We start from the raw sequence: 20,217 nt of genomic DNA, 5'->3' as shown, positions 1-20,217 counted from the left end.
TTATTTTGCTTCTTCTGAAAGAGTTAATACCTTAACCTCTTGTCCGTTTTTTACACTACGAGCTCCCTCTTCAATAATTTTTGTTCCGCTTTCAATTCCGCTTAAAACTTCAATAATATCTCCTTGCGTTTTCCCTGTAGTTATAATTGTTTGCTTAGCTGTTCCTACCTCATCTTTGATATCTTCTACCACATACACATACTGTTCTCCATTAGCATTTTCTGAAATAATACTTTGAGGAATTAAAATTGCTTTCTCATTAGAGTAATCGTTGATTTTTAACTTTGCTGTTAAGTTAGGTTTAATCTTACCCTCATGATTAGGTACACCTACTTCTACCTTGAATGTTCTATTTGCTGGATTAATAAAGTTACCTGCTTGACGAATTTTAGATGTTAACTTTTCTCCTAATACTGGGAATTCAACCTCTACATTTTTTCCTTTTTTAATAGAAGTAATATAACTTTCAGGTACATCTGTTTCGATGTACATGTTTTTTAAGTTTACAATTCTAAAGACTTCTGACCCCATTCCTGGAGCAACTACTGTTCCTTGCTCTTTAATTACATCATCAATTACTCCTGAAAAAGGTGCTGTAATTACCGATTTTGCTAATTGTCTTCTTAATTGACTAACCGCATTGGTTTGTGCTTCATAATTAGTTTTTGCCTGTAAAAACTGAATTTCAGATCCTATTTTTTGATCCCACAAACGTTTTTGGCGTTTATATGTTGTTTCTGCTAATGCTGCTTGTGCTTCAATTTGCGCTAATTGATTAGCCAAACCTCCATCGTCAATTTTTGCTAAAGCTTGTCCTTTTTTAACATACTGTCCTTCTTTCACATAAATACGTACTAGAAGTCCAGGCATTTCTGGATAAATTAACACATTTTGTTTTGTTTGTACAGCTCCTTGCAATTCTAAATAATGATCAAAAACCTCTTCTTTTGCTGAAAGAACTGTAATTAATGGAACTTTTTTATTCGTGTCTAACTCAGAAATTTTATCATTTAAAACCTTAATTTCATCAGATAGTGTTTGCATTTGTGTATCTAACGACGCTTTTTTCTCTCTAATTTTAGCTAAATCGTTAGATGCTATTACGTCTTGTACAGATTGCTCTTTTTTACCTCCACATGAGGTTAAAAGCAATGTAATTGCGAATAGTGAATATATTTTTCTCATTATAGTTGATTTTATTTTAGTGGTATGTTTAATGCGTTTTCTAATTGTGCTTTCTTAGCAATTACGTTCAACATTGATTGTACGTAATTGTTTTGCTGTGTGTATAACTGATTTTGTGCTTGTAGTAAATCGAAGCTTGAAGAAATCCCTTCAAAAAACTTTACTTGTTGCTTTTTTTCTATTCGTTCAGCTAATGCTAAGTTTTTCTTCGCTGTTTCGTAATTTTCAATTCCTAATTGATACTCGCTTTTAGCTCTTTGTACTTGTAAGTTTAACTTTTGCTTTGCTTCTTCTAATCGAATGTCTGCATTTTCCAATGCTATTTTTGCTTGCGCTGTTCTTGAACTTCTTCCCAAACTACTAAAAATAGGCACATTTAAGGTTACTCCAAATAACGAATAGTCAAACCACTTTTGATTTCTCTCTAAGAAATTAAAATCGTCTGAATTGGCATTAGCTCCATAGTTTATAAACGCTGATAAGCTTGGTAAAGCTTTACTCTGCTCCAACTTCATTAGCAAACGCTTACTTTCTCTATCATTTTGAGCAATTTTAAAATCTATATGATTATCAATATTAAATTGAGTAGCTAATAAACTTAAATCGGTATTATCAATAACCAGATTATCTAAGGAAGAAGTTAGTGTTAATTTTGTTTCAATCGAGTTTCCTAAAGAAACATTCAGCATTTGGTATGCTATTTCTTTTAATCGTTCAGCGTTTCTTAAGTTACTCTCAACATTACCTAAAGTAATTTGTAATTGCTCTACGTTTTCTAATTCTGTTAACCCATTGTCATAGGTTTTCTGGGTTTCATTCAAGTTTTTCTCTAATATCTTTTTGTTATTTTCTAAGATTTCAATTGACTTTTCTGTAACTAATACATTTCCATAAGCATTAATAACAGCTTCGCGTGTTGCTAACTCTGTTTTTACCTTTGCTTGTTCTGAAATTTTCAAGTATGTTTTTGCTGATTGCAGCCCTACTAAATATGACCCGTCAAATAACAGCTGTGTTAATGTTACTGAAGCATTCATTGTTTGTTTTGTTCCAAACCTTAAAGGAACGAATCCTGTTGGAGTTACAACTTGTTTTCCGTTTCTAATTACTCCATCAAAATATTCCTCTACCACATCTATTGTGCTTTGAGTATTATCAAAAGCTGCTACTGGTAATAAAGACACCTGTTGTTTTAGCCAATTTTGATATTCTACTTTCCCGTTTATTTGTGGTAAACCAATAGTAGTAGTTTCCCATTTTTTCTTCTTAGCTGCTTCAATATCGTTTAAAGATACTTTATTATCGTAACTGTTCTTTATAGCATAATCAATTGCCTCTTGCATTGATAAACTCATTTCTTTTTCTTGAGCAATTATATACCCTGTAAAAAAGAACACAAATACACTATATATGTATTTCCTCATTATTTTTAGTTTTTGTTTATGTTTTTTAATTGTTTCTCTAATTCTTTTACTCCTTTTGGAGTCGCTATCGCTCTAATATGATATTCTAAAATTTCATATTCAATTTCCATAACCTCTTGCATATCGTTGCTGTACAATTCACTTTCAAACACACCAAAAACTAATGTAAAGTAAAAATTTACTAAAAGGTCTCCTTTTATGTTTGTTCGGTACAAACCTTGTTCAACTCCCTTTTTTAAATTATCTACGTTACAATCTCTAAACATACAAACTTCTCGTTCTATTAGTTTTGTATAGGTTTCTGGATAGTATTTTTTTAGTTGGTACATAGGGGAAGTTTTTGCATTTTTAAACATTTCTTTAAAAATTGCCTTCACAGCAAACTCCTCTTCTACAGCATTGTAATTTTGGCTTTTGACCATCTCAATCGTTTCACTTATTGTATTATGAACCGATTCTGTGCTAGCATCTACCAAAGCTGTTTTATTTGAAAAGTACTTGTATAATGTTTTTTTAGACATGCCAAGTTCTTTCGCTATATCATCCATCGTTGTGCTTTTAAACCCTAAGGTTAAAAACATTTCTCCTGCTTTATTAATTATTTTATTTCTCATAATCGGATGCAAATGTACAACAGGAAACTTCAGAAACAAAAAAAGTTTCCAAGGTTTTAAACTTTTTTAACATGTAGGTTATAGTTAAAATTTATCTTTACCTTATTTTTACAAAAATTTTCAGATTTGGACATATTATCATATCAATCAGACTTTATAACTTTTTTAGAATCTCAGAAGTTTACAAAAGAACCTAAAAATCTTTATCAACCAATAGATTACATCTTGAGATTAGGAGGAAAAAGAATTCGCCCAGTCTTAACTTTAATTGCTGCTGATATTTTTTCTAATAACTATCAAAAAGCTCTACCTGCTGCATTTGCTGTTGAAGTTTTTCATAACTTCACTTTAGTACATGATGACATAATGGATGATGCTCCTTTAAGAAGAGGAAAGGAAACTGTACACGAAAAATGGAATATAAATACAGGTATTTTATCTGGTGATGCTATGCTTATTTTGGCATACCAATATTTTGAAAATTATGAGCCTGAAGTTTTTCAAAAGCTTGCACAATTATTTAGCAAAACTGCTTTAGAGGTTTGTGACGGTCAGCAATTAGACGTTGACTTTGAAACTAGAAATGATGTAACCATTAATGAGTACATTGAAATGATTACATTAAAAACATCTGTTTTAGTTGCTGCTGCTTTAAAAATGGGCGCTATTGTTGCTAAAGCTGACGAAGAACAAGCTCAACATTTATACAATTACGGTTTAAATTTAGGAATCGCTTTTCAACTACAAGACGATTATTTAGACACCTTTGGTGATCCAGATTCTTTTGGAAAACAAGTAGGAGGAGATATTATCGAAAATAAGAAAACATATCTTTATTTAAAAGCTTTAGAAGTTGCAAATAGTTCTGACAAAGAAAATTTACTAGATCTTTACAATAGAAAGCAAAAAAATAACACTGAAAAAGTAGCTATTGTTTCATCTATTTTTAGGAAAAACAACATCCCAGAAGAAACACACAAACTTATTGAGTACTACACAGATAAGTCTTTCGAAAGCTTAAATCACCTTAACATTTCTGATCAACATAAAGAAGGGTTACGTACTTTTGGAAAAAATTTAATGAGCAGAAAAGTGTAAAAAAATAGGTGTTTATTTAAAAAAAGTTTTATTTTTGCAATCCAAATTTAACAGGTCCTATAGCTCAGTTGGTTAGAGCACCTGACTCATAATCAGGGGGTCCATGGTTCGAGCCCATGTGGGACCACCTTTAAAGCTTCACTTTTTGTGAAGCTTTTTTTGTTTATACAAAACACATAAACAAGCACTTACATATCATTTGCAAGTGCTTTTTATAAAATTTTTCTTTTACCTCCCCTTTTTAATCAGTACCTTTGCGGCCTTATGATAAAAAAACTCAAAGACAAAAAGAACAAACGAGTATTCAGTTTTAACTTTTTAGTTTTTAGGAATCAATCAGATAAATTCATTCCCCCTTCAAGACAACCATCATTCTTTTAAGCTAAAAAGAGAACTCTCTTCTCCTTTCACTTGAGCATGTACTTTTACAAGTACACTTCCTTTACATTTATCAATATTAATAATGAATTTCACAAAAAAAAGCCTAATCTTGGTTGCTTTTTCTTTTGTTACAGTTATGTTTTCACAAGAAAAGCCTGAGGTTAAAATTGGCGGAGCACTACGATTTAACTATAACCTATCTTCTTGGAAAGATGGTCAAAAAAAACGTGGAGGCGATTTCGGTTTCGACGTCTTCAGAATTAACGCTAAAGCAAAATACAAAGGAATAAAACTTAATGCTGAGTACCGTTTTTATTCTCAAAGTTTTGGAGGAGGTATGCTTAAACAAGGTTGGCTAGGGTATGATTTTAATGAAAAAGACAACATTCAATTAGGATTAACGCAAGTACCTTTTGGTATTACTCAATACAATTCTCATAGCTGGTTTTTTGGTATTAACTATTACCTTGGTTTAGAAGACGATCATGATATGGGTTTAAAATTCACACACAAAGGCAAAAAATGGGAATATGCTTTAGCTTTTTTCAAAAATGCTGAAGAACTTAATTTTGGAAGTAACTCTGATGTTTCCGATAGTCGATACTCATACGATGTTGCTTCTATAGACATTAATGGGGATGGCTCCTTAGACTTAAGGTATAAAGAAACAAACCAATTAAATGGAAAAGTAAATTATCACTTCGGAAATAAAAACACACAACACAAAATAGGTTTTTCTGCACAATATGGTGGTCTCTATAATCTAGACACCGAAGACACCTCTAGCCATCATGCCTTTGCCTTACACTATCAATTAAACGTGAAAAACTTTGATACTAAAGCGCAAGTATCTAAATACAAATACAACACAAAGAATACTACTTATAAAGATCTTATAGCCTTAACTGCTTATGGAGCTCCTTACCTTACTGCAACAGAAGCAACAACATATACTTTAGGCGCTGCATATACCTTCCCTGTAAAATGGAAACCTATTTCTAGCATACAAGTTTATAATGACTTTGGTTATATGGATAAAACAGCTGAGAATTTTGAAGACAGTATTATGAATGTTTTTGGGCTCTTGGTAACAGCTGGTAATGTTTATACCTATATAGACTTTGCAGCAGGAAAAGATCATCCTTGGTTAGGACCTGTATGGACAAATGCTTTAGCCAACGGAACTCCTAATGCTAATTGGGACATGAGATTTAACATAAATATTGGATATTATTTTTAATAGAACAAAACATTAACACATGAAGAAAGCAAAAAAAATAATTAGAAGTGACGAACGGAAATCAATTTTTGGACTCAATGTTAACGGACCTGTATTCTTCACATCTTCAATTGTAATTATACTTAGTGTAGCTTTAACTTTGCTTTTTAAAGAAAGAGCTCAATCATATTTTGATATAACACAAAATTTTATAGCTAACAAAACTGGTTGGCTATTTATCTTGGCGGTAAATATTTTTGTTGCGTTTATGCTTTACTTAGCTTTTAGTAAATACGGAAGCTTACGTATTGGTGGAGCAAAAGCTAAACCAGAGTTCTCAACCACTTCTTGGTTCTCAATGCTCTTTAGTGCTGGTATGGGTATTGGATTACTCTTTTGGAGTATTGCTGAACCTGTTTATCATTTTTCTTCTCCTCCTTTAGCTGACCCTAATACAGCTGCTGCTGCCAAAGAAGCCATGAATGTTACTTTTTTACATTGGGGATTACATGCTTGGGGTATTTACGCTTTGGTGGGGTTATCTTTAGCTTATTTTACGTATTCCAGAGGACTTCCTTTAACAATCCGCTCTGTTTTCTACCCATTTTTAGGAGATAGAATTCATGGTAGAATTGGTGATATTATAGACATTTTTGCTGTTTTAGCTACTGTTTTTGGTTTGGCAACCTCTCTTGGCCTAGGTGTTAAACAAGTTGCCGCAGGTTTAGAGCATGTTTTTGGTTTAAATTCAGGAATTTCGCTACAAATATGGTTAATTGTAGGAATTACATTAATTGCTACCATTTCTGTAATCTCAGGAGTTGACAAAGGTGTTAAATTTTTAAGTGAAATGAATATGCGCATTGCAGTACTTTTATTACTTGCTGTAGTAATTCTAGGGCCTACTATTTTCATTTTAAAGTCATTTGTACAAAATACAGGTAGTTATGCAAATGATTTAATTAGCCTTTCCACATGGGCTGAAGCTTATACTGGAACAGAATGGCAAAACTCATGGACTATTTTTTATTGGGGATGGTGGATTGCTTGGTCTCCTTTCGTAGGTATGTTTATTGCCCGTGTTTCTAAAGGAAGGACTATTAGAGAGTTTATTCTTGGAGTATTGATTGTTCCTACATTGATTACCTTATTTTGGATTACGGCTTTTGGAGCAACCTCGTTACATGAGATTTTAGGTGGAGATACAACTATTGCAGACGGTGTAAATGACAATGTTGCTACCGCTCTTTTTGTCTTCTTAGAAGATTTCCCTTTTTCCATGGCACTAAATATTATCGCTATTGTACTTATTGCTAGTTTCTTTGTTACCTCATCAGATTCTGGTTCTTTAGTGGTAGATAGTTTAACTTCTGGAGGAAAAATTGACGCCCCAGTAGGTCAACGAATATTTTGGGCACTTGCAGAAGGTGCTGTGGCTGCCGTTTTATTATTAGGAGGTGGCTTAAAAGCTCTTCAAACAGCATCTATTGCAACCGGACTTCCTTTTACCTTACTTTTGTTATTAATGTGCTATTCTCTTTTTAAAGGATTAAAAGAAGATTATAAAGAACATCTCAAACGTCTAAACCAAAAAGAAAAGGAAGAATACCAGGAAACTGTGAAAAGATTAATAGATTCGAAAAAACAAAAATCTTAAATTATGAAAATTAAAAATATACTAGTTGCCTTAGATCTTTCCGAACTAGATGTTACACTTATTAAGTATTGTAGCATGCTTGCAAAAAACCATGAAACAGAGAATGTATATTTTATTCATAATGTAAAAAAGTATGAAATAAGCAACTTATTTTCTGAACAGTTAGAAAACATTAGTATTGAAGATATTATTGAAGAGGAGTTAGACAACAGCATCAACAAACATTTTGATGCCGATTGTAATTATGAGTTATTAGTTTCTGACGATGCTTATACAGAGAGCTTAATTAGCTATGTTGCTAATAAATATCATGCTGATTTAATTATTTTAGGTAATAAAAACACCTACAAAGGATCTGGATCGGTTTCAGGAAAACTATTACGAATGGCAAAATGCAATATTCTTTCCATTCCTAAAGAAGCCAATCTAAATCCAGAAAACCTAATGATTGCAACCGATTTTTCTTCGGCCTCTCTTAAAGCTTTCAACACCGCTTCTTCCATTAACAAAAAGAAAGAGCAACCTACATTAAAAGTATTAAATGTTTTTAAAATCCCTCAGTTATTTTTTCCTTACATTAAAATAGATAAAGCTCGCGAAAAAGTGGAAAAACACGTTAGCTTGCAATTTGAGAAACTACTTAATAAAACAAAAGCTTCAAACGTAGAAACAATAAAAGCTTCTGCTGGTGATGACAGTATTCCTGAAAAAATAAGAGCTATTGCAGAAAAAGACAAAACTGATATTTTATTTGTAGCAGATAAAGGGCATAATAACTTCACTTCTCTTTTAGTAGGAAGTGTAACAGAAGAGTTATTTACACAAGATTTACATATTCCTTTATGGGTTGTAAAACACTATATTGCCTCATAAAAAAGGGAGTTGAAAATTCAACTCCCTTTTTTATAATACTATTCAAGTTTATTTTTAAAACATCTACCATTAAAACCCTATGAAATTTTCAGGGTTTTATCTCTAATTCTTTTTTTAGAAATTATTAAATTTATTCGGTAAAAATTAACTTAACTATGAAAACTAACAAACTCTTCTTTATTTTAATCCTCATTACTGCTTTTCTTTCTTCTTGTAGTATTCTTAAAACAGCTCCATACGATCAATACTCATTTCAAAAAACTATTGAAATAAAAATAGATGCTACTCAACTTATAGACAAAGCTGAAAATCCTTACGAAGAAAACAGTAAAGAAATTGAAAAACTACAAAATGAGATTGCTAAAATTGTTGAATACGAGAAATACAAGCCCAACAACGAGATAACCTATAAAATGTGGTTGTTATTAGCTGACCAAGACAAAAACTTACTTGCTGGTTTTTTAAAACGATGGAAAGAAAAAAATAAGCTTTCTCCTTTTTTTATCACGGAAGCTAAAGGGCAAATAACTGAGGCATTTAATCTGTTACTTGAATACGAAAGTAAAAAAGAACCTGCTACAAAAAACAAATTACTACAACTTCTTTCAAACAATTAATACGCTATGGATTTCGAAAAAATATTACAAGAATTAAAAAAATCACTAATCTCTTTATTTAGTGATAAGTTTAGTGAATTTTCACAAGAATCTAAAAAAGACATTGAACTATTCTTGAATGATTCAAAAGACAAACTAGAAAGATGGACGTCTTTATTAGCACAAGGAAAACTTACCGTAGAAGATTTTGAATGGCTTGTAAAAAGCCAGAAAGACTTATTCCAAATGAAAGCTTTACAAGCCGCAGGTATTTCAAAAATAAGCTTAGGTCATTTTAAAAATAAAGTTCTTAATACTATCGTAAGCACAATAAAAACTTTAATTTTTTAAAACTAGAAAACGATGAATATTTACCCTTTCATCGTTTTTAATTTTTCTTGACGCTCCTCTACTAAAAAATGGGGGTTTTCTTGAAATTTCTTCCAAAGAGATAATAATTTTTTAAAAATTAGCATTTCAGTAGCTCTGTCACCATATTGAATAATTAGATATGATAACAAATTATAACAAGCAGTATACTCCCCACATGCAATAACACTGTTTAACATACCATTTGCCTTATCTTTTTTCGTGAACCATAAAGTAGTGCCGAAAGATGTGCTTTTATTTGAATTTTTAATAATTGCTTCGCTTATACCCCCTGTATATTTCTTTATTTCCCCCCAACCTCTCTCGTTCTCTGGTCGGGTTGTTTGATTTCCTGAAGCATCTTTACATCGTAACTCATACACTGTAGATGTAATTATTTTATTTGGAAAAGTACTATAAATCGCATTTGCATGTTGCCTCCTATCATTTTTAAGAAAAACTACACTTGCCATGCGAACCAACGATTTTGCTCTGTTAAGTATATAAAAACCAACTCTTCTTGGTGGTAAATATAACCTTTGATCTACACCTGTTTCATTTTGCATTAATTTAGATAATGAAAAAAACAGAAAGTGAATAAACACCAAAAAAGCTAATATTACAACACTCACTGTGTACCAAACCATCATCTTTTGTACTCCAAAAAACACGGTAACTATCAACATAAACAACAAGGTAAAAGCGCTAGACACATAGGACACATACTTACTAAACCAAGAATCAGAAGCAAATTTAAAACCCTCTCCTGGATATGGTGATGAAACATCACACAAAAAATATAAGTCATGAAGTTCAGGTTTTCCTTCACATTGATTTTGCGCTTCAGACACAAAAACAGAAGCACCTTGATTATCTACAATACCTCCATCCATCAATCCTATTTCCTCTAAATCATTATGCTTCGGAGTAAAATCGTACGGAAAACCTATAGGCTCAAATCCTCCCGGAAATGCTGTAGAAGCAGCTATTACATCTCCTAATTTTATATCATTAATAACTCCTTTATATTTGCTATGTGCTTTTCCATTTCCAAACCTTTTTTGATTTCCTTTTATATTTTGAAACCTAAACTGATGTGTACTATCAAAATCTGTTGCATTAAAAATCACCCTTTCTAAATGCGTTTTTCCTTCGCTAATTGCATCTTGAACCTCTCCCAAAGTTGCATTATCTGTTAACTTATTATACTCTATAGCAAACGCATTAATCGGATTTTTTCGCTTGTGCTTATTTTCGGGCTGATTCCAAATTAAAGGCCATCTCAAGTGACTAAGTGCATTACTTGTTAACTCATCCTTTGCTAACCACGCATAATACTCATCAAAAAAAGTTTGAAACTCTTTTCCTTCAATTTGAGATTGTGCATACTTAACCCCGGTAATTGTTCCTCCAGAAACGGTAGAAATTGCTTTTACATTTTCTAGTAAACCTACTTTTTCTAATAAAGACAATGTTCCTAATGAAAAACAAGCAGCTCTATATCCTCCTCCAGAAAAACATAAGGCAATAGACTTAAATAGTTCCATGGTTTTCATGCAATTTTTATAATTTTATCTTATCCTCTTAAAGCGTGTAATCTAGCAACATATTTCCCAATCACATCAAATTCTAAATTCACTTTGATACCTATTTTAAAGTTTTTAAAGGTTGTATGCTCGTAAGTATATGGAATAATAGCCACACTAAACTCATCCTTTTTAGAGTTTACCACAGTTAAACTTACTCCGTTTATAGTAATCGAACCTTTTTCAATCGTAACATTAGAGCCATTAAAATCATATGAAAAAGTAAAAACTGTACTCCCTTCAGCATCTTCTATATTTTTACAAACCCCTGTTCCATCTACATGTCCCTGTACTATGTGCCCATCTAATCGAGCCCCTAACTTCATTGCTCTTTCAAGGTTTATCTCATCTCCTACCTGTAAATCACCTATATTCGTTTTGTCTAGTGTTTCTTTTATAGCTGTAACTGTATACTCATCCTTATCAATTGCAACAACTGTTAAGCAAACACCATTATGTGCTACACTCTGATCTATTTTTAATTCATTGGTTATTGTACTTTTTATTGTAAGGTGTAAATTCTCTTTTTCACGCTCAATCCCTTTTACAATTCCAAGAGTTTCTATTATTCCGGTAAACATTCTATAAAAATTTAGTTACTTTTGTTAGCATCAAAAATACAACTTTACCTACGAAAGTAAACTATGGATAAAGCAAACAAAATTATTGTCGGAATTTCGGTTGGGGACATCAATGGAATTGGTATCGAAATTATTTTAAAAACATTTGAAGACAAACGAATGCTTGATTTTTGCACTCCAGTTTTATTTGCTTCAAACAAATTGATTTCATATCATAAAAAAACGTTAAGACTTAACACCAGTATTCATGGAATTACTTCTTTAGATAAACTTGTTCATGGTAAAGTTAATTTATTAAACAGTTGGAAAGAAGAGGTTAAGGTAGACTTAGGTAAAACTACTGAAGAAGGTGGTAAATTTGCCTTAAAATCATTACAAGCAGCTGTTGGAGCTTTAAAAAAGAATCAAATAGATCTTATTGTTACAGCTCCTATTAACAAAGAAAATATTCAATCTGAAAAATTTAAGTTCCCAGGGCACACAGAATATCTAGAAGAGAACTTTGATGGAAGAAGTTTAATGATTTTAATGACAAATGAATTACGTATTGGTTTAATAACTGGTCATATTCCTGTTTCTAAAGTTTCTGAAACCATTACTCCTGAGCTTATAAAATCTAAAGTTGAAATCATGTGCAACTCTTTAAAACAAGATTTTAATATTAGTAAACCTAAAATTGCAGTATTAGGGCTAAATCCACATTGTGGTGACAATGGGATAATTGGTACTGAAGATGACGAAATTATTCGCCCTACTATTACTGAAATTAAAGAAACTGGTAAATTAGTTTTTGGCCCGTATGCAGCCGACGGTTTCTTTGGTTCAAAAACCTATGAACAATTTGACGGAGTTTTAGCCATGTATCACGACCAAGGTTTGGCTCCATTTAAAGCTTTATCTTTTGGAAATGGTGTAAATTTCACTGCTGGTTTGAGCAAGGTAAGAACCTCTCCAGACCATGGAACTGGATTTGATATTGCTGGTAAAAATAATGCTAATCCCACATCTTTTAAAGAAGCCTTATTTACCTCATTACAAATATTTAAGAACCGAAAAGAGTATCAAGAACTTACAAAAAACGCATTAAAAGCAAAATAGTTCATTTTTTTTACTCAAAACATAAAAGTAAAAACATTTTTTATATCTTTGCACGCTCAAATTGATAGTTGTAGATGAAAGACTTAAAACAATTCAACATACCTTTTGTAGGTTTAAAAGAAGGAAGTCATTTGTTTGAATATCAAATTGACAAAACGTTCTTTGAAGCATTTCAGTTTGACGAGTTTAACAACGTTAACATAAAAGCTGATGTTACATTTGTTAAAAAAAGCACTTTATTAGAGCTTGCTTTTAACATAAGCGGAACAGTTAATGTTCCTTGTGACATTACTAATGAATTATTTGATTTACCAATCAATGGTAATTTAGATTTAGTTGTTAAGTTTGGACCTGAGTTTAATGATGAACACGATGAAATCTTGATACTTCCACATGAAGCTTATCAAGTAAATGTTTCTCAATATATATATGAGTTAATTGTGTTATCAGTACCGAGCAAAAGAGTACACCCAAATGTTGTTGATGGTACTATGCAATCAGATGCTTTAAGAAAATTAGAGGAATTAAAAATAAACGAAGAAAAAACTGTTGAAGAAACATCAACAGACCCTAGATGGGATAAATTAAAGGATTTACTAACAGATAAATAAGACATAAAATGGCACATCCAAAGAGAAAAATATCTAAAACTAGAAGAGATAAAAGAAGAACTCACTATAAAGCTTCTGTACCTCAAATAGCTGTTGATCCTACAACTGGAGAAGCTCATTTATACCACAGAGCTCACTGGCATGAAGGAAAACTTTATTACAGAGGTCAAGTAGTATTAGAAAGTGCTGCTGCTGAGGCTTAAAAACTAGTTTAAAAAATAAAAAAACCCTCTACTTTGAGGGTTTTTTTATGTTTTTACATCAAAAAATACTCTTTTTGATGTTTTTTTCTATAAAAAAGTGAAATAATTTTCATTACTTTGAAAACTCGTTTTACTACAAAACAAACAACTATGACTAAAATAACTGCAGCTATAACAGCGGTAGGAAAATATATTCCAGAACATGCTCTAACTAATAAGGAGCTAGAAACAATGGTAGACACCAATGATGAGTGGATTACTACGAGAACAGGAATCAAAGAAAGAAGAATTTTAAAAGGCGAAGGTCTTGGAACTTCTTTCATGGCAATAAAAGCAGCAGAAGATTTACTTCAAAAATCAAATACAAACCCTGAAGACATTGACATGGTTATCGTAGCAACTGCTACTCCAGATATGCCTGTAGCTTCAACTGCAGCTTATACAGCTTCTAAAATAGGAGCCGTAAATGCTTTTTCTTATGATTTACAAGCGGCTTGCTCTAGTTTTTTATACGGTATGTCAACTGCCTCTAGTTATATTGAAAGCGGTAGATATAAAAAAGTATTGTTAATTGGTGCCGATAAAATGTCATCAATTATTGATTATAGCGATAGAGCTACTTGTATCATCTTTGGAGATGGGGCAGGTGCTGTTTTATTTGAACCTAATAACGACGGTTTAGGGTTACAAGATGAGTATTTAAGAAGCGACGGAATTGGTCGAGAATTCTTAAAAATCGATGCAGGTGGATCAATTTTACCAGCATCAGAAGACACTGTTAAAAACAAGCAACATTTTGTTCATCAAGAAGGAAGAACTGTATTTAAGTTTGCTGTTTCTAACATGGCAGATGTTTCTGAAAAAATGTTAACCAGAAACAACTTAACAAAAGATGACATTCAGTGGTTAGTACCACACCAAGCTAATAAAAGAATCATCGAAGCTACTGCTAATAGAGTAGGCTTAGAAGATGATAAAGTAATGATGAACATTCATAAGTATGGAAATACAACGTCTGCTACTTTACCGTTGTTACTTGCTGACTATGAAAAAGAGTTGAAAAAAGGAGATAATTTAATTTTTGCCGCATTTGGTGGAGGCTTCACATGGGGAGCTATCTATTTAAAATGGGCCTATAACTCATAAACTAAACAACTAAAATTTAGGAAAATGGACATTAAAGAAATTCAAAGTCTTATAAAGTTTGTAGCTAAGTCAGGTGCAAGTGAAGTAAAGCTAGAGATGGAAGATATTAAAATCACCATTAAAACTGGAAGTGACACTCCTGAAACTACTATTATTCAAGCCCCTGCTCCTGCAGCAGCTACACAAATGATGGCTCCTGCACCAGTAGCACAACCAGCTACACCAGCTGCAGCCCCAGTAGCAGCTGAATCTACTGACGACTCAAAATATGTAACTATAAAATCACCTATCATTGGTACTTTCTACAGAAAACCTTCCCCAGATAAACCTAATTTTGCTGAAGTAGGAACAGAAGTAAAAGTTGGTGATACTGTTTGTATCATTGAAGCAATGAAATTATTTAACGAAATTGAATCAGAAGTATCTGGTAAAATCGTTAAAGTATTAGTGGATGATTCTTCTCCAGTAGAATTTGATCAACCATTATTTTTAGTAGACCCATCATAATTTTTGGTTTAGAAGTTTTAAGTTTAGAAGTTTAGCTATGCTAAACTCTTAAACAACTAAACCCAATAAACTCATAAACTAAAAGACATGTTTAAAAAGATATTAATTGCCAATAGAGGCGAAATCGCGCTACGTGTAATTAGAACCTGTAAAGAGATGGGGATAAAAACAGTAGCTGTTTACTCAAAAGCAGATGCTGAAAGTTTACACGTACGATTTGCTGATGAAGCTGTTTGTATTGGACCTGCTCCAAGTAGCGAGTCTTATTTAAAAATGGATCGCATCATAGCAGCTGCAGAGATTACAAATGCTGACGGAATTCACCCAGGATATGGTTTCTTAGCAGAAAACGCTAAATTCTCAAAACTATGTGAAGAGCACGAAATTAAATTTATCGGAGCTTCTCCTGAGATGATTGATAAAATGGGAGATAAAGCGAATGCTAAAGCTACCATGAAAGCTGCTGGAGTACCATGTGTACCAGGTAGTGACGGTGTAATTACCACATTTGAAGAATGTGAAAAAGTCGCTGTAGAAACAGGATACCCTGTAATGTTAAAAGCATCTGCCGGTGGTGGAGGTAAAGGTATGCGTGCTGTTTGGAAAGCCGAAGATTTAAAAGATGCTTGGGATTCTGCAAGACAAGAATCTAAAGCTGCTTTTGGAAACGACGATATGTATATGGAGAAGTTAATTGAAGAACCTCGCCATATTGAAATCCAAGTAGTAGGTGATGCTTATGGTAAAGCTTGTCACTTATCTGAAAGAGATTGTTCAGTTCAACGTCGTCACCAAAAATTAACTGAGGAAACTCCTTCTCCATTCATGACAGAAGAATTACGTGATGCTATGGGAGCTGCTGCTGTAAAGGCTGCTGAATATATTAAGTATGAAGGTGCTGGTACAGTTGAGTTCTTAGTAGACAAACACCGTAACTTCTACTTTATGGAAATGAATACTCGTATTCAGGTAGAGCATCCAATTACTGAAGAAGTTGTAGACTATGATTTAATTCGTGAACAAATCTTGGTTGCGGCTGGTGTGCCAATTTCAGGTAAAAACTACAAGCCACAATTACACTCAATTGAATGTAGAATTAATGCAGAAGATCCTTATAACGGATTTAGACCTGCTCCAGGAAAAATAACTTCATATCACGCTCCAGGTGGTCATGGTGTTCGTATCGATACTCACGTGTATGCTGGGTACATGATTCCACCAAACTACGATTCAATGATTTCTAAGTTAATTGTTACTGCACAAACTCGTGAAGAAGCGATTAACAAGATGAAACGCGCATTAGATGAGTATGTTATTGAAGGTGTAAAAACAACAATTCCTTTCCACAGACAATTAATGGATCATCCAGATTACGTAGCAGGTAATTATACCACTAAGTTCATGGAAGATTTTGAAATGGAATCATAACATATTTCAACGTAGAATAAAAAATCAGTGAGTAACTTCACTGATTTTTTTATTTCATAAATTCGCATAATGAATTTTTTATACAATTTACTTCTTTCTGTAGTATCTATATTACTCCCATTAATAGCTTTATTCAACAAAAAAATAAAGTTATTTTATGAAGGGAGAAAAGAAACATTTTCAAGAATAAACAGTATTTCCAAAACTGATAAAGTAATTTGGTTTCATGCTGCTTCTTTAGGGGAATTTGAACAAGGAAGACCTATTATTGAAGAGTTAAAACAGCTTTATACAGGTTACAAAATAGTTGTTACTTTTTTCTCCCCCTCTGGTTATGAAATCAGAAAAAACTATCCATTAGCTGATGTTATTTGCTATTTACCATTAGACACAAAATCGAACGTTAGAAAATTCATCAAAAAAGTACATCCAGATATGGCTATTATGATAAAGTATGAGTTTTGGCCTAATCTTCTTTCAGAATTAAAAAAACATAATGTTCCTACGATTTTAATTTCAGGAATTTTTAGAAAAAAACAATCCTTTTTTAAATGGTATGGAGGTTTTATGCGTGAAAAACTAACTGTTTTTAATCACTTTTTTGTACAAAACAAAACTTCTAAAGACTTATTAAATTCTATTAATTTTAATAACGTAACCATTGCTGGTGATACACGATTTGATCGCGTATACGATATTTTACAACAAGATAACTCGTTAGATTTTATTTCTGAGTTTAAAAATAATAATTACACTGTTGTTGCGGGAAGTACTTGGAAAGAAGATGAAGAACTTATTGTAGATTATTTAAATAATCACGCAACTGATGATGAAAAGTTTATTATTGCTCCACATAACATCAATAAAAAACAGATTAAAGAGTTACAAAACTCAATCAATAAAAAAACTGTTCTTTACTCTGAAAACCTAAACAAAGAGTTATCAGGATATCAAGTTTTTATAATTGACACTATTGGCTTACTTACAAAAATATATTCATACGCTGATGCTGCCTATGTAGGTGGTGGACTCGCTACTGGTTTACATAATATTTTGGAACCAGCAACATATGGTGTTCCTGTTATTTTTGGTGGTAATAAATACAGTAAGTTTCAAGAAGCAATTGATTTACTAGAAATAGGAGGTGCAAAGACCGTTACAAATACTAATGAATTTTCCAGTAATTTTGCTTTATTACAATCAGACAAAAAACTAAGAGAGCAAATGGGGAAAGTTAACCACAATTATATTTTAAAAAATGTGGGAGCAACAAAAAACATTATCACTTATTTAAAAAACATATTATAATGGATTTTATATTACAACCATGGTCGTGGTATGTATCTGGGCCACTTATCGCCTTTATACTATTTTTATTCTTTTATTTCGGTAAAAATTTTGGAGTATCAACTAATTTAGAAACCATGTGTACCATGGTTGGAGCAGGTAAAGTATCTGATTATTTTAAGAAAGATTGGAAAGAACGTGATTGGGCTATTGTTTTTTTAATTGGTTTAGTAATTGGAGGATATATAGCCATTAACTACCTCTCTGCTACACCAAAAATTGATTTAAACCCAACAACTGTAAATGAATTAGCTAATTTAGGTTTTCAAAATGCAGGAGAAACCTATGTACCTAATGAAATTTTCAGCATTGAAAACATGTTAACCTTAAAAGGTTTTACAATTTTATTAATTGCTGGAATTTTAATTGGATTTGGAACTCGTTATGCAGGAGGATGTACCTCAGGACATGCCATTACAGGACTAAGTAGTTTTCAATTACCTTCTTTAATTGCAGTAATTGGTTTTTTTATTGGTGGTTTAATAATGACTTGGGCTCTATTCCCTTTAATATTTGGTTAAGATGAAGAATATAAAATTTTTAGTTATTGGTATAGTTTTCGGAATTATTTTATCTAAATCAGAAGCTGTTTCTTGGTATCGAATTTATGAAATGTTTAGATTCCAATCTTTTCACATGTATGGTATTATTGGTTCTGCCGTAGCTATTTCTGCAATACTTATGTATTTCTTTAAAAGTGGAAAGGTTAAAGATTATTTAGGGAACCAAATTAACATTAGAGAAAAGAAAAAAGGATTTATTAGAACTTTAGTTGGCGGCACTATATTTGGGTTAGGTTGGGCACTAGCAGGCGCTTGTCCTGCTCCTATTTTTGTTTTGATTGGACAAGGAATAATCCCAATGATTATTGTACTCTTAGGAGCTCTTATAGGGGCTTTTATTTATGGTTTATTGAGTAAGAAGTTACCTAATTAATATAAAAAACCTTGGATAATTTAGTCCAATGTTTTTTGTTACTTCGTCGTTATATCTATAAGGTATGGTTGTAATGGATATCCTTTATTAGATTGAAATACATCACTAACTAACAACTGTTGCCTTAAGTTTGACTTTAATGAGACTTCATAAACTAATTTAGTTTTATCTTTTGACCATCCTTTAAAACTTGTCACACTTAACAAATTTGATTCTCCTAACGGACCTAATCTTAGATTCATTATTTTTTCATTCATTGGTTTAGAAAATTCAATAGTTAGTGTTTTTATAGCTGGGTCTACATCAGTATCATTATTCTTAAATTCTTTTATAGAAACGACATAAGGTCTATGCTTTTCATTTTCTTTTCTTATTTCAGAAATTGGTTTATCAAAAAATTTAACTGAATCTACAAATTCAATGATGGTTTCGTTATTACCATAATCTAACTCTATAAGATTTTTTATTGCTAAATTTTTATCTTTATCAAAATCATCATAGTATTTTTCAGCAATTTTATATCCAATAAAATACCCTAAATCTCTCTGATTAAATTTATTTGACATCGAACTCCACAACCAATAAGAATAAGCTTTGTTGAACATTTCTATTTCAAATTGATCTTTAATAACTTGAGTATTTTTCTTACCGTATTCTATACCTTCCATACTAGACTTTTCTCCTAAAGCTTTTTCAGCAACAAACTCTGCTACTCCTTCATATAGGCTTGCTACTAATAAACTCTCTGTTGAAAAAGGTTTTTGTTGTGTATGAACAAACTCATGAACTCCTGTAAATTTTACATTATTGATTGGATTTGTTTTTTGAAATTTTTTTACATTATCTAGGCTTTTTTTTAACTCAGAAGTATTAATGTTTTCATCCAACATTTGCATATCTACACCAAAAATCACTAAACTATCTACTGCTGTTCCTCCAGTTCTAAATGCTCCAACAGTAAAGTACACTTTAGCCGGTTTTAAGTCTGGGTAAATTTGCTTTAATTTTTGTAGTCCATTGTCTATCTCTGAACTTAAACCTTTACTTTTTATAGTATTTTCCTTAATAGAGTTCCAAAATTTGGGATAATCATTAATGTTTTCTATGTACTCTTGAGGAGTGCAGTTTCTAACTTTAAACATTGTTTTTTGCCCAATAGAAGCTTTATCTAAAAATTCCTCTTTTAAATATTTTGATTGTAAAACTGAATCTTTGGTAGAAGTTATCTTATCGTACGCTTTCCAATAATTGTCTACATCTTGGGTATAAATTAGCTTTTCTTTTTCTTCTTTTTTACATGCCATTAATACCAAAAATAGCATAGCAATTCCATATATTTTTCTCATAACTTATTTTTA

At 31.9% G+C, this 20,217-nt stretch carries 21 protein-coding genes and 1 tRNA gene; 16 read left to right on the top strand and 6 right to left on the bottom strand.

The window, feature by feature from the left end:
* The 3 genes from D6200_RS12590 to D6200_RS12580 are packed head-to-tail and all read right to left on the bottom strand — an operon-like array spanning position 1 to position 3,223.
* Positions 1-1,185, bottom strand: coding sequence for an efflux RND transporter periplasmic adaptor subunit (locus D6200_RS12590; protein ID WP_073182121.1), 1,185 nt, complete (start codon positions 1,183-1,185; stop codon positions 1-3).
* Positions 1,186-1,196: 11 nt separating this feature from the next.
* Positions 1,197-2,609, bottom strand: coding sequence for a TolC family protein (locus D6200_RS12585; protein ID WP_073182123.1), 1,413 nt, complete (start codon positions 2,607-2,609; stop codon positions 1,197-1,199).
* 5 nt (positions 2,610-2,614) lie between these two features.
* A complete protein-coding gene (locus D6200_RS12580; RefSeq protein ID WP_047789959.1) occupies positions 2,615-3,223 on the bottom strand; it encodes a TetR/AcrR family transcriptional regulator in 609 nt (202 codons plus the stop codon).
* Positions 3,224-3,349: 126 nt separating this feature from the next.
* On the opposite strand from D6200_RS12580, the gene D6200_RS12575 reads away from it, so the two are divergent.
* The 7 genes from D6200_RS12575 to D6200_RS12545 all read left to right on the top strand — a co-directional run bounded on the left by D6200_RS12575 (position 3,350) and on the right by D6200_RS12545 (position 9,398).
* Positions 3,350-4,321, top strand: coding sequence for a polyprenyl synthetase family protein (locus D6200_RS12575; protein WP_082118667.1), 972 nt, complete (start codon positions 3,350-3,352; stop codon positions 4,319-4,321).
* A 53-nt stretch (positions 4,322-4,374) separates the two neighbouring features.
* Positions 4,375-4,448, top strand: a tRNA-Ile gene (locus D6200_RS12570).
* Between the two features lie 336 nt (positions 4,449-4,784).
* Positions 4,785-5,942: a hypothetical protein gene (locus D6200_RS12565; protein ID WP_073182125.1), complete on the top strand. Its 1,158-nt coding sequence runs from the start codon at positions 4,785-4,787 to the stop codon at positions 5,940-5,942.
* A 19-nt stretch (positions 5,943-5,961) separates the two neighbouring features.
* The gene (locus tag D6200_RS12560) at positions 5,962-7,578 is read left to right on the top strand and encodes a BCCT family transporter (RefSeq protein ID WP_073182126.1); all 1,617 of its coding nucleotides are present in this window, start codon (positions 5,962-5,964) and stop codon (positions 7,576-7,578) included.
* A 3-nt stretch (positions 7,579-7,581) separates the two neighbouring features.
* The gene (locus D6200_RS12555; RefSeq protein ID WP_053056727.1) at positions 7,582-8,451 is read left to right on the top strand and encodes a universal stress protein; all 870 of its coding nucleotides are present in this window, start codon (positions 7,582-7,584) and stop codon (positions 8,449-8,451) included.
* Positions 8,452-8,606: 155 nt separating this feature from the next.
* Entirely contained in the window at positions 8,607-9,068 is a 462-nt protein-coding gene (locus tag D6200_RS12550) for a hypothetical protein (protein ID WP_047789954.1), read from the top strand.
* A gap of 6 nt (positions 9,069-9,074) precedes the next feature.
* Positions 9,075-9,398, top strand: coding sequence for a hypothetical protein (locus D6200_RS12545; RefSeq protein ID WP_073182128.1), 324 nt, complete (start codon positions 9,075-9,077; stop codon positions 9,396-9,398).
* A gap of 20 nt (positions 9,399-9,418) precedes the next feature.
* On the opposite strand, the gene D6200_RS12540 is transcribed toward D6200_RS12545, so the two are convergent.
* Positions 9,419-10,963: a patatin-like phospholipase family protein gene (locus tag D6200_RS12540; RefSeq protein ID WP_159432113.1), complete on the bottom strand. Its 1,545-nt coding sequence runs from the start codon at positions 10,961-10,963 to the stop codon at positions 9,419-9,421.
* Between the two features lie 29 nt (positions 10,964-10,992).
* Positions 10,993-11,583, bottom strand: a complete 591-nt coding sequence (locus D6200_RS12535; protein WP_073182131.1) for a riboflavin synthase — start codon at positions 11,581-11,583, stop codon at positions 10,993-10,995.
* Positions 11,584-11,646: 63 nt separating this feature from the next.
* Between D6200_RS12535 and pdxA the strand changes: the two genes are divergently transcribed.
* From pdxA to D6200_RS12490, 9 genes are all read left to right on the top strand, one after another.
* Positions 11,647-12,681 (top strand): 4-hydroxythreonine-4-phosphate dehydrogenase PdxA, encoded by a 1,035-nt coding sequence (gene pdxA / locus D6200_RS12530; RefSeq protein ID WP_073182133.1) that lies wholly within the window; start codon positions 11,647-11,649, stop codon positions 12,679-12,681.
* A 74-nt stretch (positions 12,682-12,755) separates the two neighbouring features.
* A complete protein-coding gene (locus D6200_RS12525; RefSeq protein ID WP_073182135.1) occupies positions 12,756-13,292 on the top strand; it encodes a YceD family protein in 537 nt (178 codons plus the stop codon).
* Positions 13,293-13,300: 8 nt separating this feature from the next.
* Positions 13,301-13,495, top strand: coding sequence for a 50S ribosomal protein L32 (gene rpmF / locus D6200_RS12520; protein ID WP_047789948.1), 195 nt, complete (start codon positions 13,301-13,303; stop codon positions 13,493-13,495).
* A 150-nt stretch (positions 13,496-13,645) separates the two neighbouring features.
* On the top strand, positions 13,646-14,641 hold the full coding sequence (locus D6200_RS12515; protein ID WP_047789947.1) for a beta-ketoacyl-ACP synthase III: 996 nt from the start codon (positions 13,646-13,648) through the stop codon (positions 14,639-14,641).
* A 24-nt stretch (positions 14,642-14,665) separates the two neighbouring features.
* Positions 14,666-15,148 (top strand): acetyl-CoA carboxylase biotin carboxyl carrier protein, encoded by a 483-nt coding sequence (gene accB / locus D6200_RS12510; protein WP_047789946.1) that lies wholly within the window; start codon positions 14,666-14,668, stop codon positions 15,146-15,148.
* Positions 15,149-15,235: 87 nt separating this feature from the next.
* The gene (gene accC, locus D6200_RS12505; protein WP_073182137.1) at positions 15,236-16,576 is read left to right on the top strand and encodes an acetyl-CoA carboxylase biotin carboxylase subunit; all 1,341 of its coding nucleotides are present in this window, start codon (positions 15,236-15,238) and stop codon (positions 16,574-16,576) included.
* Between the two features lie 69 nt (positions 16,577-16,645).
* On the top strand, positions 16,646-17,884 hold the full coding sequence (locus tag D6200_RS12500; protein WP_073182139.1) for a 3-deoxy-D-manno-octulosonic acid transferase: 1,239 nt from the start codon (positions 16,646-16,648) through the stop codon (positions 17,882-17,884).
* Positions 17,884-18,444, top strand: coding sequence for a YeeE/YedE family protein (locus D6200_RS12495; RefSeq protein ID WP_083574772.1), 561 nt, complete (start codon positions 17,884-17,886; stop codon positions 18,442-18,444). Before D6200_RS12500 ends, D6200_RS12495 begins: the two co-directional genes overlap by 1 nt.
* A 1-nt stretch (position 18,445) precedes the next feature.
* Complete coding sequence (locus D6200_RS12490; protein WP_073182143.1) at positions 18,446-18,859, top strand: DUF6691 family protein; 414 nt, start codon at positions 18,446-18,448, stop codon at positions 18,857-18,859.
* Between the two features lie 38 nt (positions 18,860-18,897).
* Here D6200_RS12490 and D6200_RS12485 read toward each other — a convergent pair whose 3' ends face one another.
* Positions 18,898-20,205: a hypothetical protein gene (locus D6200_RS12485; protein ID WP_083574773.1), complete on the bottom strand. Its 1,308-nt coding sequence runs from the start codon at positions 20,203-20,205 to the stop codon at positions 18,898-18,900.
* Positions 20,206-20,217: the final 12 nt, after the last annotated feature.

It is taken from the genome of Tenacibaculum mesophilum (genome assembly GCF_003867075.1).
Taxonomy (GTDB): domain Bacteria; phylum Bacteroidota; class Bacteroidia; order Flavobacteriales; family Flavobacteriaceae; genus Polaribacter; species Polaribacter mesophilus.
This window is presented reverse-complemented; position numbering and strand designations above follow the sequence as displayed.

Excerpts from the sequence above, each read along its gene's own strand:
- D6200_RS12590 (WP_073182121.1), bottom strand. The coding sequence starts at position 1,185 with ATGAGAAAAATATATTCACTATTCGCAATTACATTGCTTTTAACCTCA.
- D6200_RS12585 (WP_073182123.1), bottom strand. The coding sequence starts at position 2,609 with ATGAGGAAATACATATATAGTGTATTTGTGTTCTTTTTTACAGGGTAT.
- D6200_RS12580 (WP_047789959.1), bottom strand. The coding sequence starts at position 3,223 with ATGAGAAATAAAATAATTAATAAAGCAGGAGAAATGTTTTTAACCTTA.
- D6200_RS12565 (WP_073182125.1), top strand. The coding sequence starts at position 4,785 with ATGAATTTCACAAAAAAAAGCCTAATCTTGGTTGCTTTTTCTTTTGTT.
- D6200_RS12560 (WP_073182126.1), top strand. The coding sequence starts at position 5,962 with ATGAAGAAAGCAAAAAAAATAATTAGAAGTGACGAACGGAAATCAATT.
- D6200_RS12555 (WP_053056727.1), top strand. The coding sequence starts at position 7,582 with ATGAAAATTAAAAATATACTAGTTGCCTTAGATCTTTCCGAACTAGAT.
- D6200_RS12550 (WP_047789954.1), top strand. The coding sequence starts at position 8,607 with ATGAAAACTAACAAACTCTTCTTTATTTTAATCCTCATTACTGCTTTT.
- D6200_RS12545 (WP_073182128.1), top strand. The coding sequence starts at position 9,075 with ATGGATTTCGAAAAAATATTACAAGAATTAAAAAAATCACTAATCTCT.
- D6200_RS12540 (WP_159432113.1), bottom strand. The coding sequence starts at position 10,963 with ATGGAACTATTTAAGTCTATTGCCTTATGTTTTTCTGGAGGAGGATAT.
- D6200_RS12535 (WP_073182131.1), bottom strand. The coding sequence starts at position 11,583 with ATGTTTACCGGAATAATAGAAACTCTTGGAATTGTAAAAGGGATTGAG.
- pdxA (WP_073182133.1), top strand. The coding sequence starts at position 11,647 with ATGGATAAAGCAAACAAAATTATTGTCGGAATTTCGGTTGGGGACATC.
- D6200_RS12525 (WP_073182135.1), top strand. The coding sequence starts at position 12,756 with ATGAAAGACTTAAAACAATTCAACATACCTTTTGTAGGTTTAAAAGAA.
- rpmF (WP_047789948.1), top strand. The coding sequence starts at position 13,301 with ATGGCACATCCAAAGAGAAAAATATCTAAAACTAGAAGAGATAAAAGA.
- D6200_RS12515 (WP_047789947.1), top strand. The coding sequence starts at position 13,646 with ATGACTAAAATAACTGCAGCTATAACAGCGGTAGGAAAATATATTCCA.
- accB (WP_047789946.1), top strand. The coding sequence starts at position 14,666 with ATGGACATTAAAGAAATTCAAAGTCTTATAAAGTTTGTAGCTAAGTCA.
- accC (WP_073182137.1), top strand. The coding sequence starts at position 15,236 with ATGTTTAAAAAGATATTAATTGCCAATAGAGGCGAAATCGCGCTACGT.
- D6200_RS12500 (WP_073182139.1), top strand. The coding sequence starts at position 16,646 with ATGAATTTTTTATACAATTTACTTCTTTCTGTAGTATCTATATTACTC.
- D6200_RS12495 (WP_083574772.1), top strand. The coding sequence starts at position 17,884 with ATGGATTTTATATTACAACCATGGTCGTGGTATGTATCTGGGCCACTT.
- D6200_RS12490 (WP_073182143.1), top strand. The coding sequence starts at position 18,446 with ATGAAGAATATAAAATTTTTAGTTATTGGTATAGTTTTCGGAATTATT.
- D6200_RS12485 (WP_083574773.1), bottom strand. The coding sequence starts at position 20,205 with ATGAGAAAAATATATGGAATTGCTATGCTATTTTTGGTATTAATGGCA.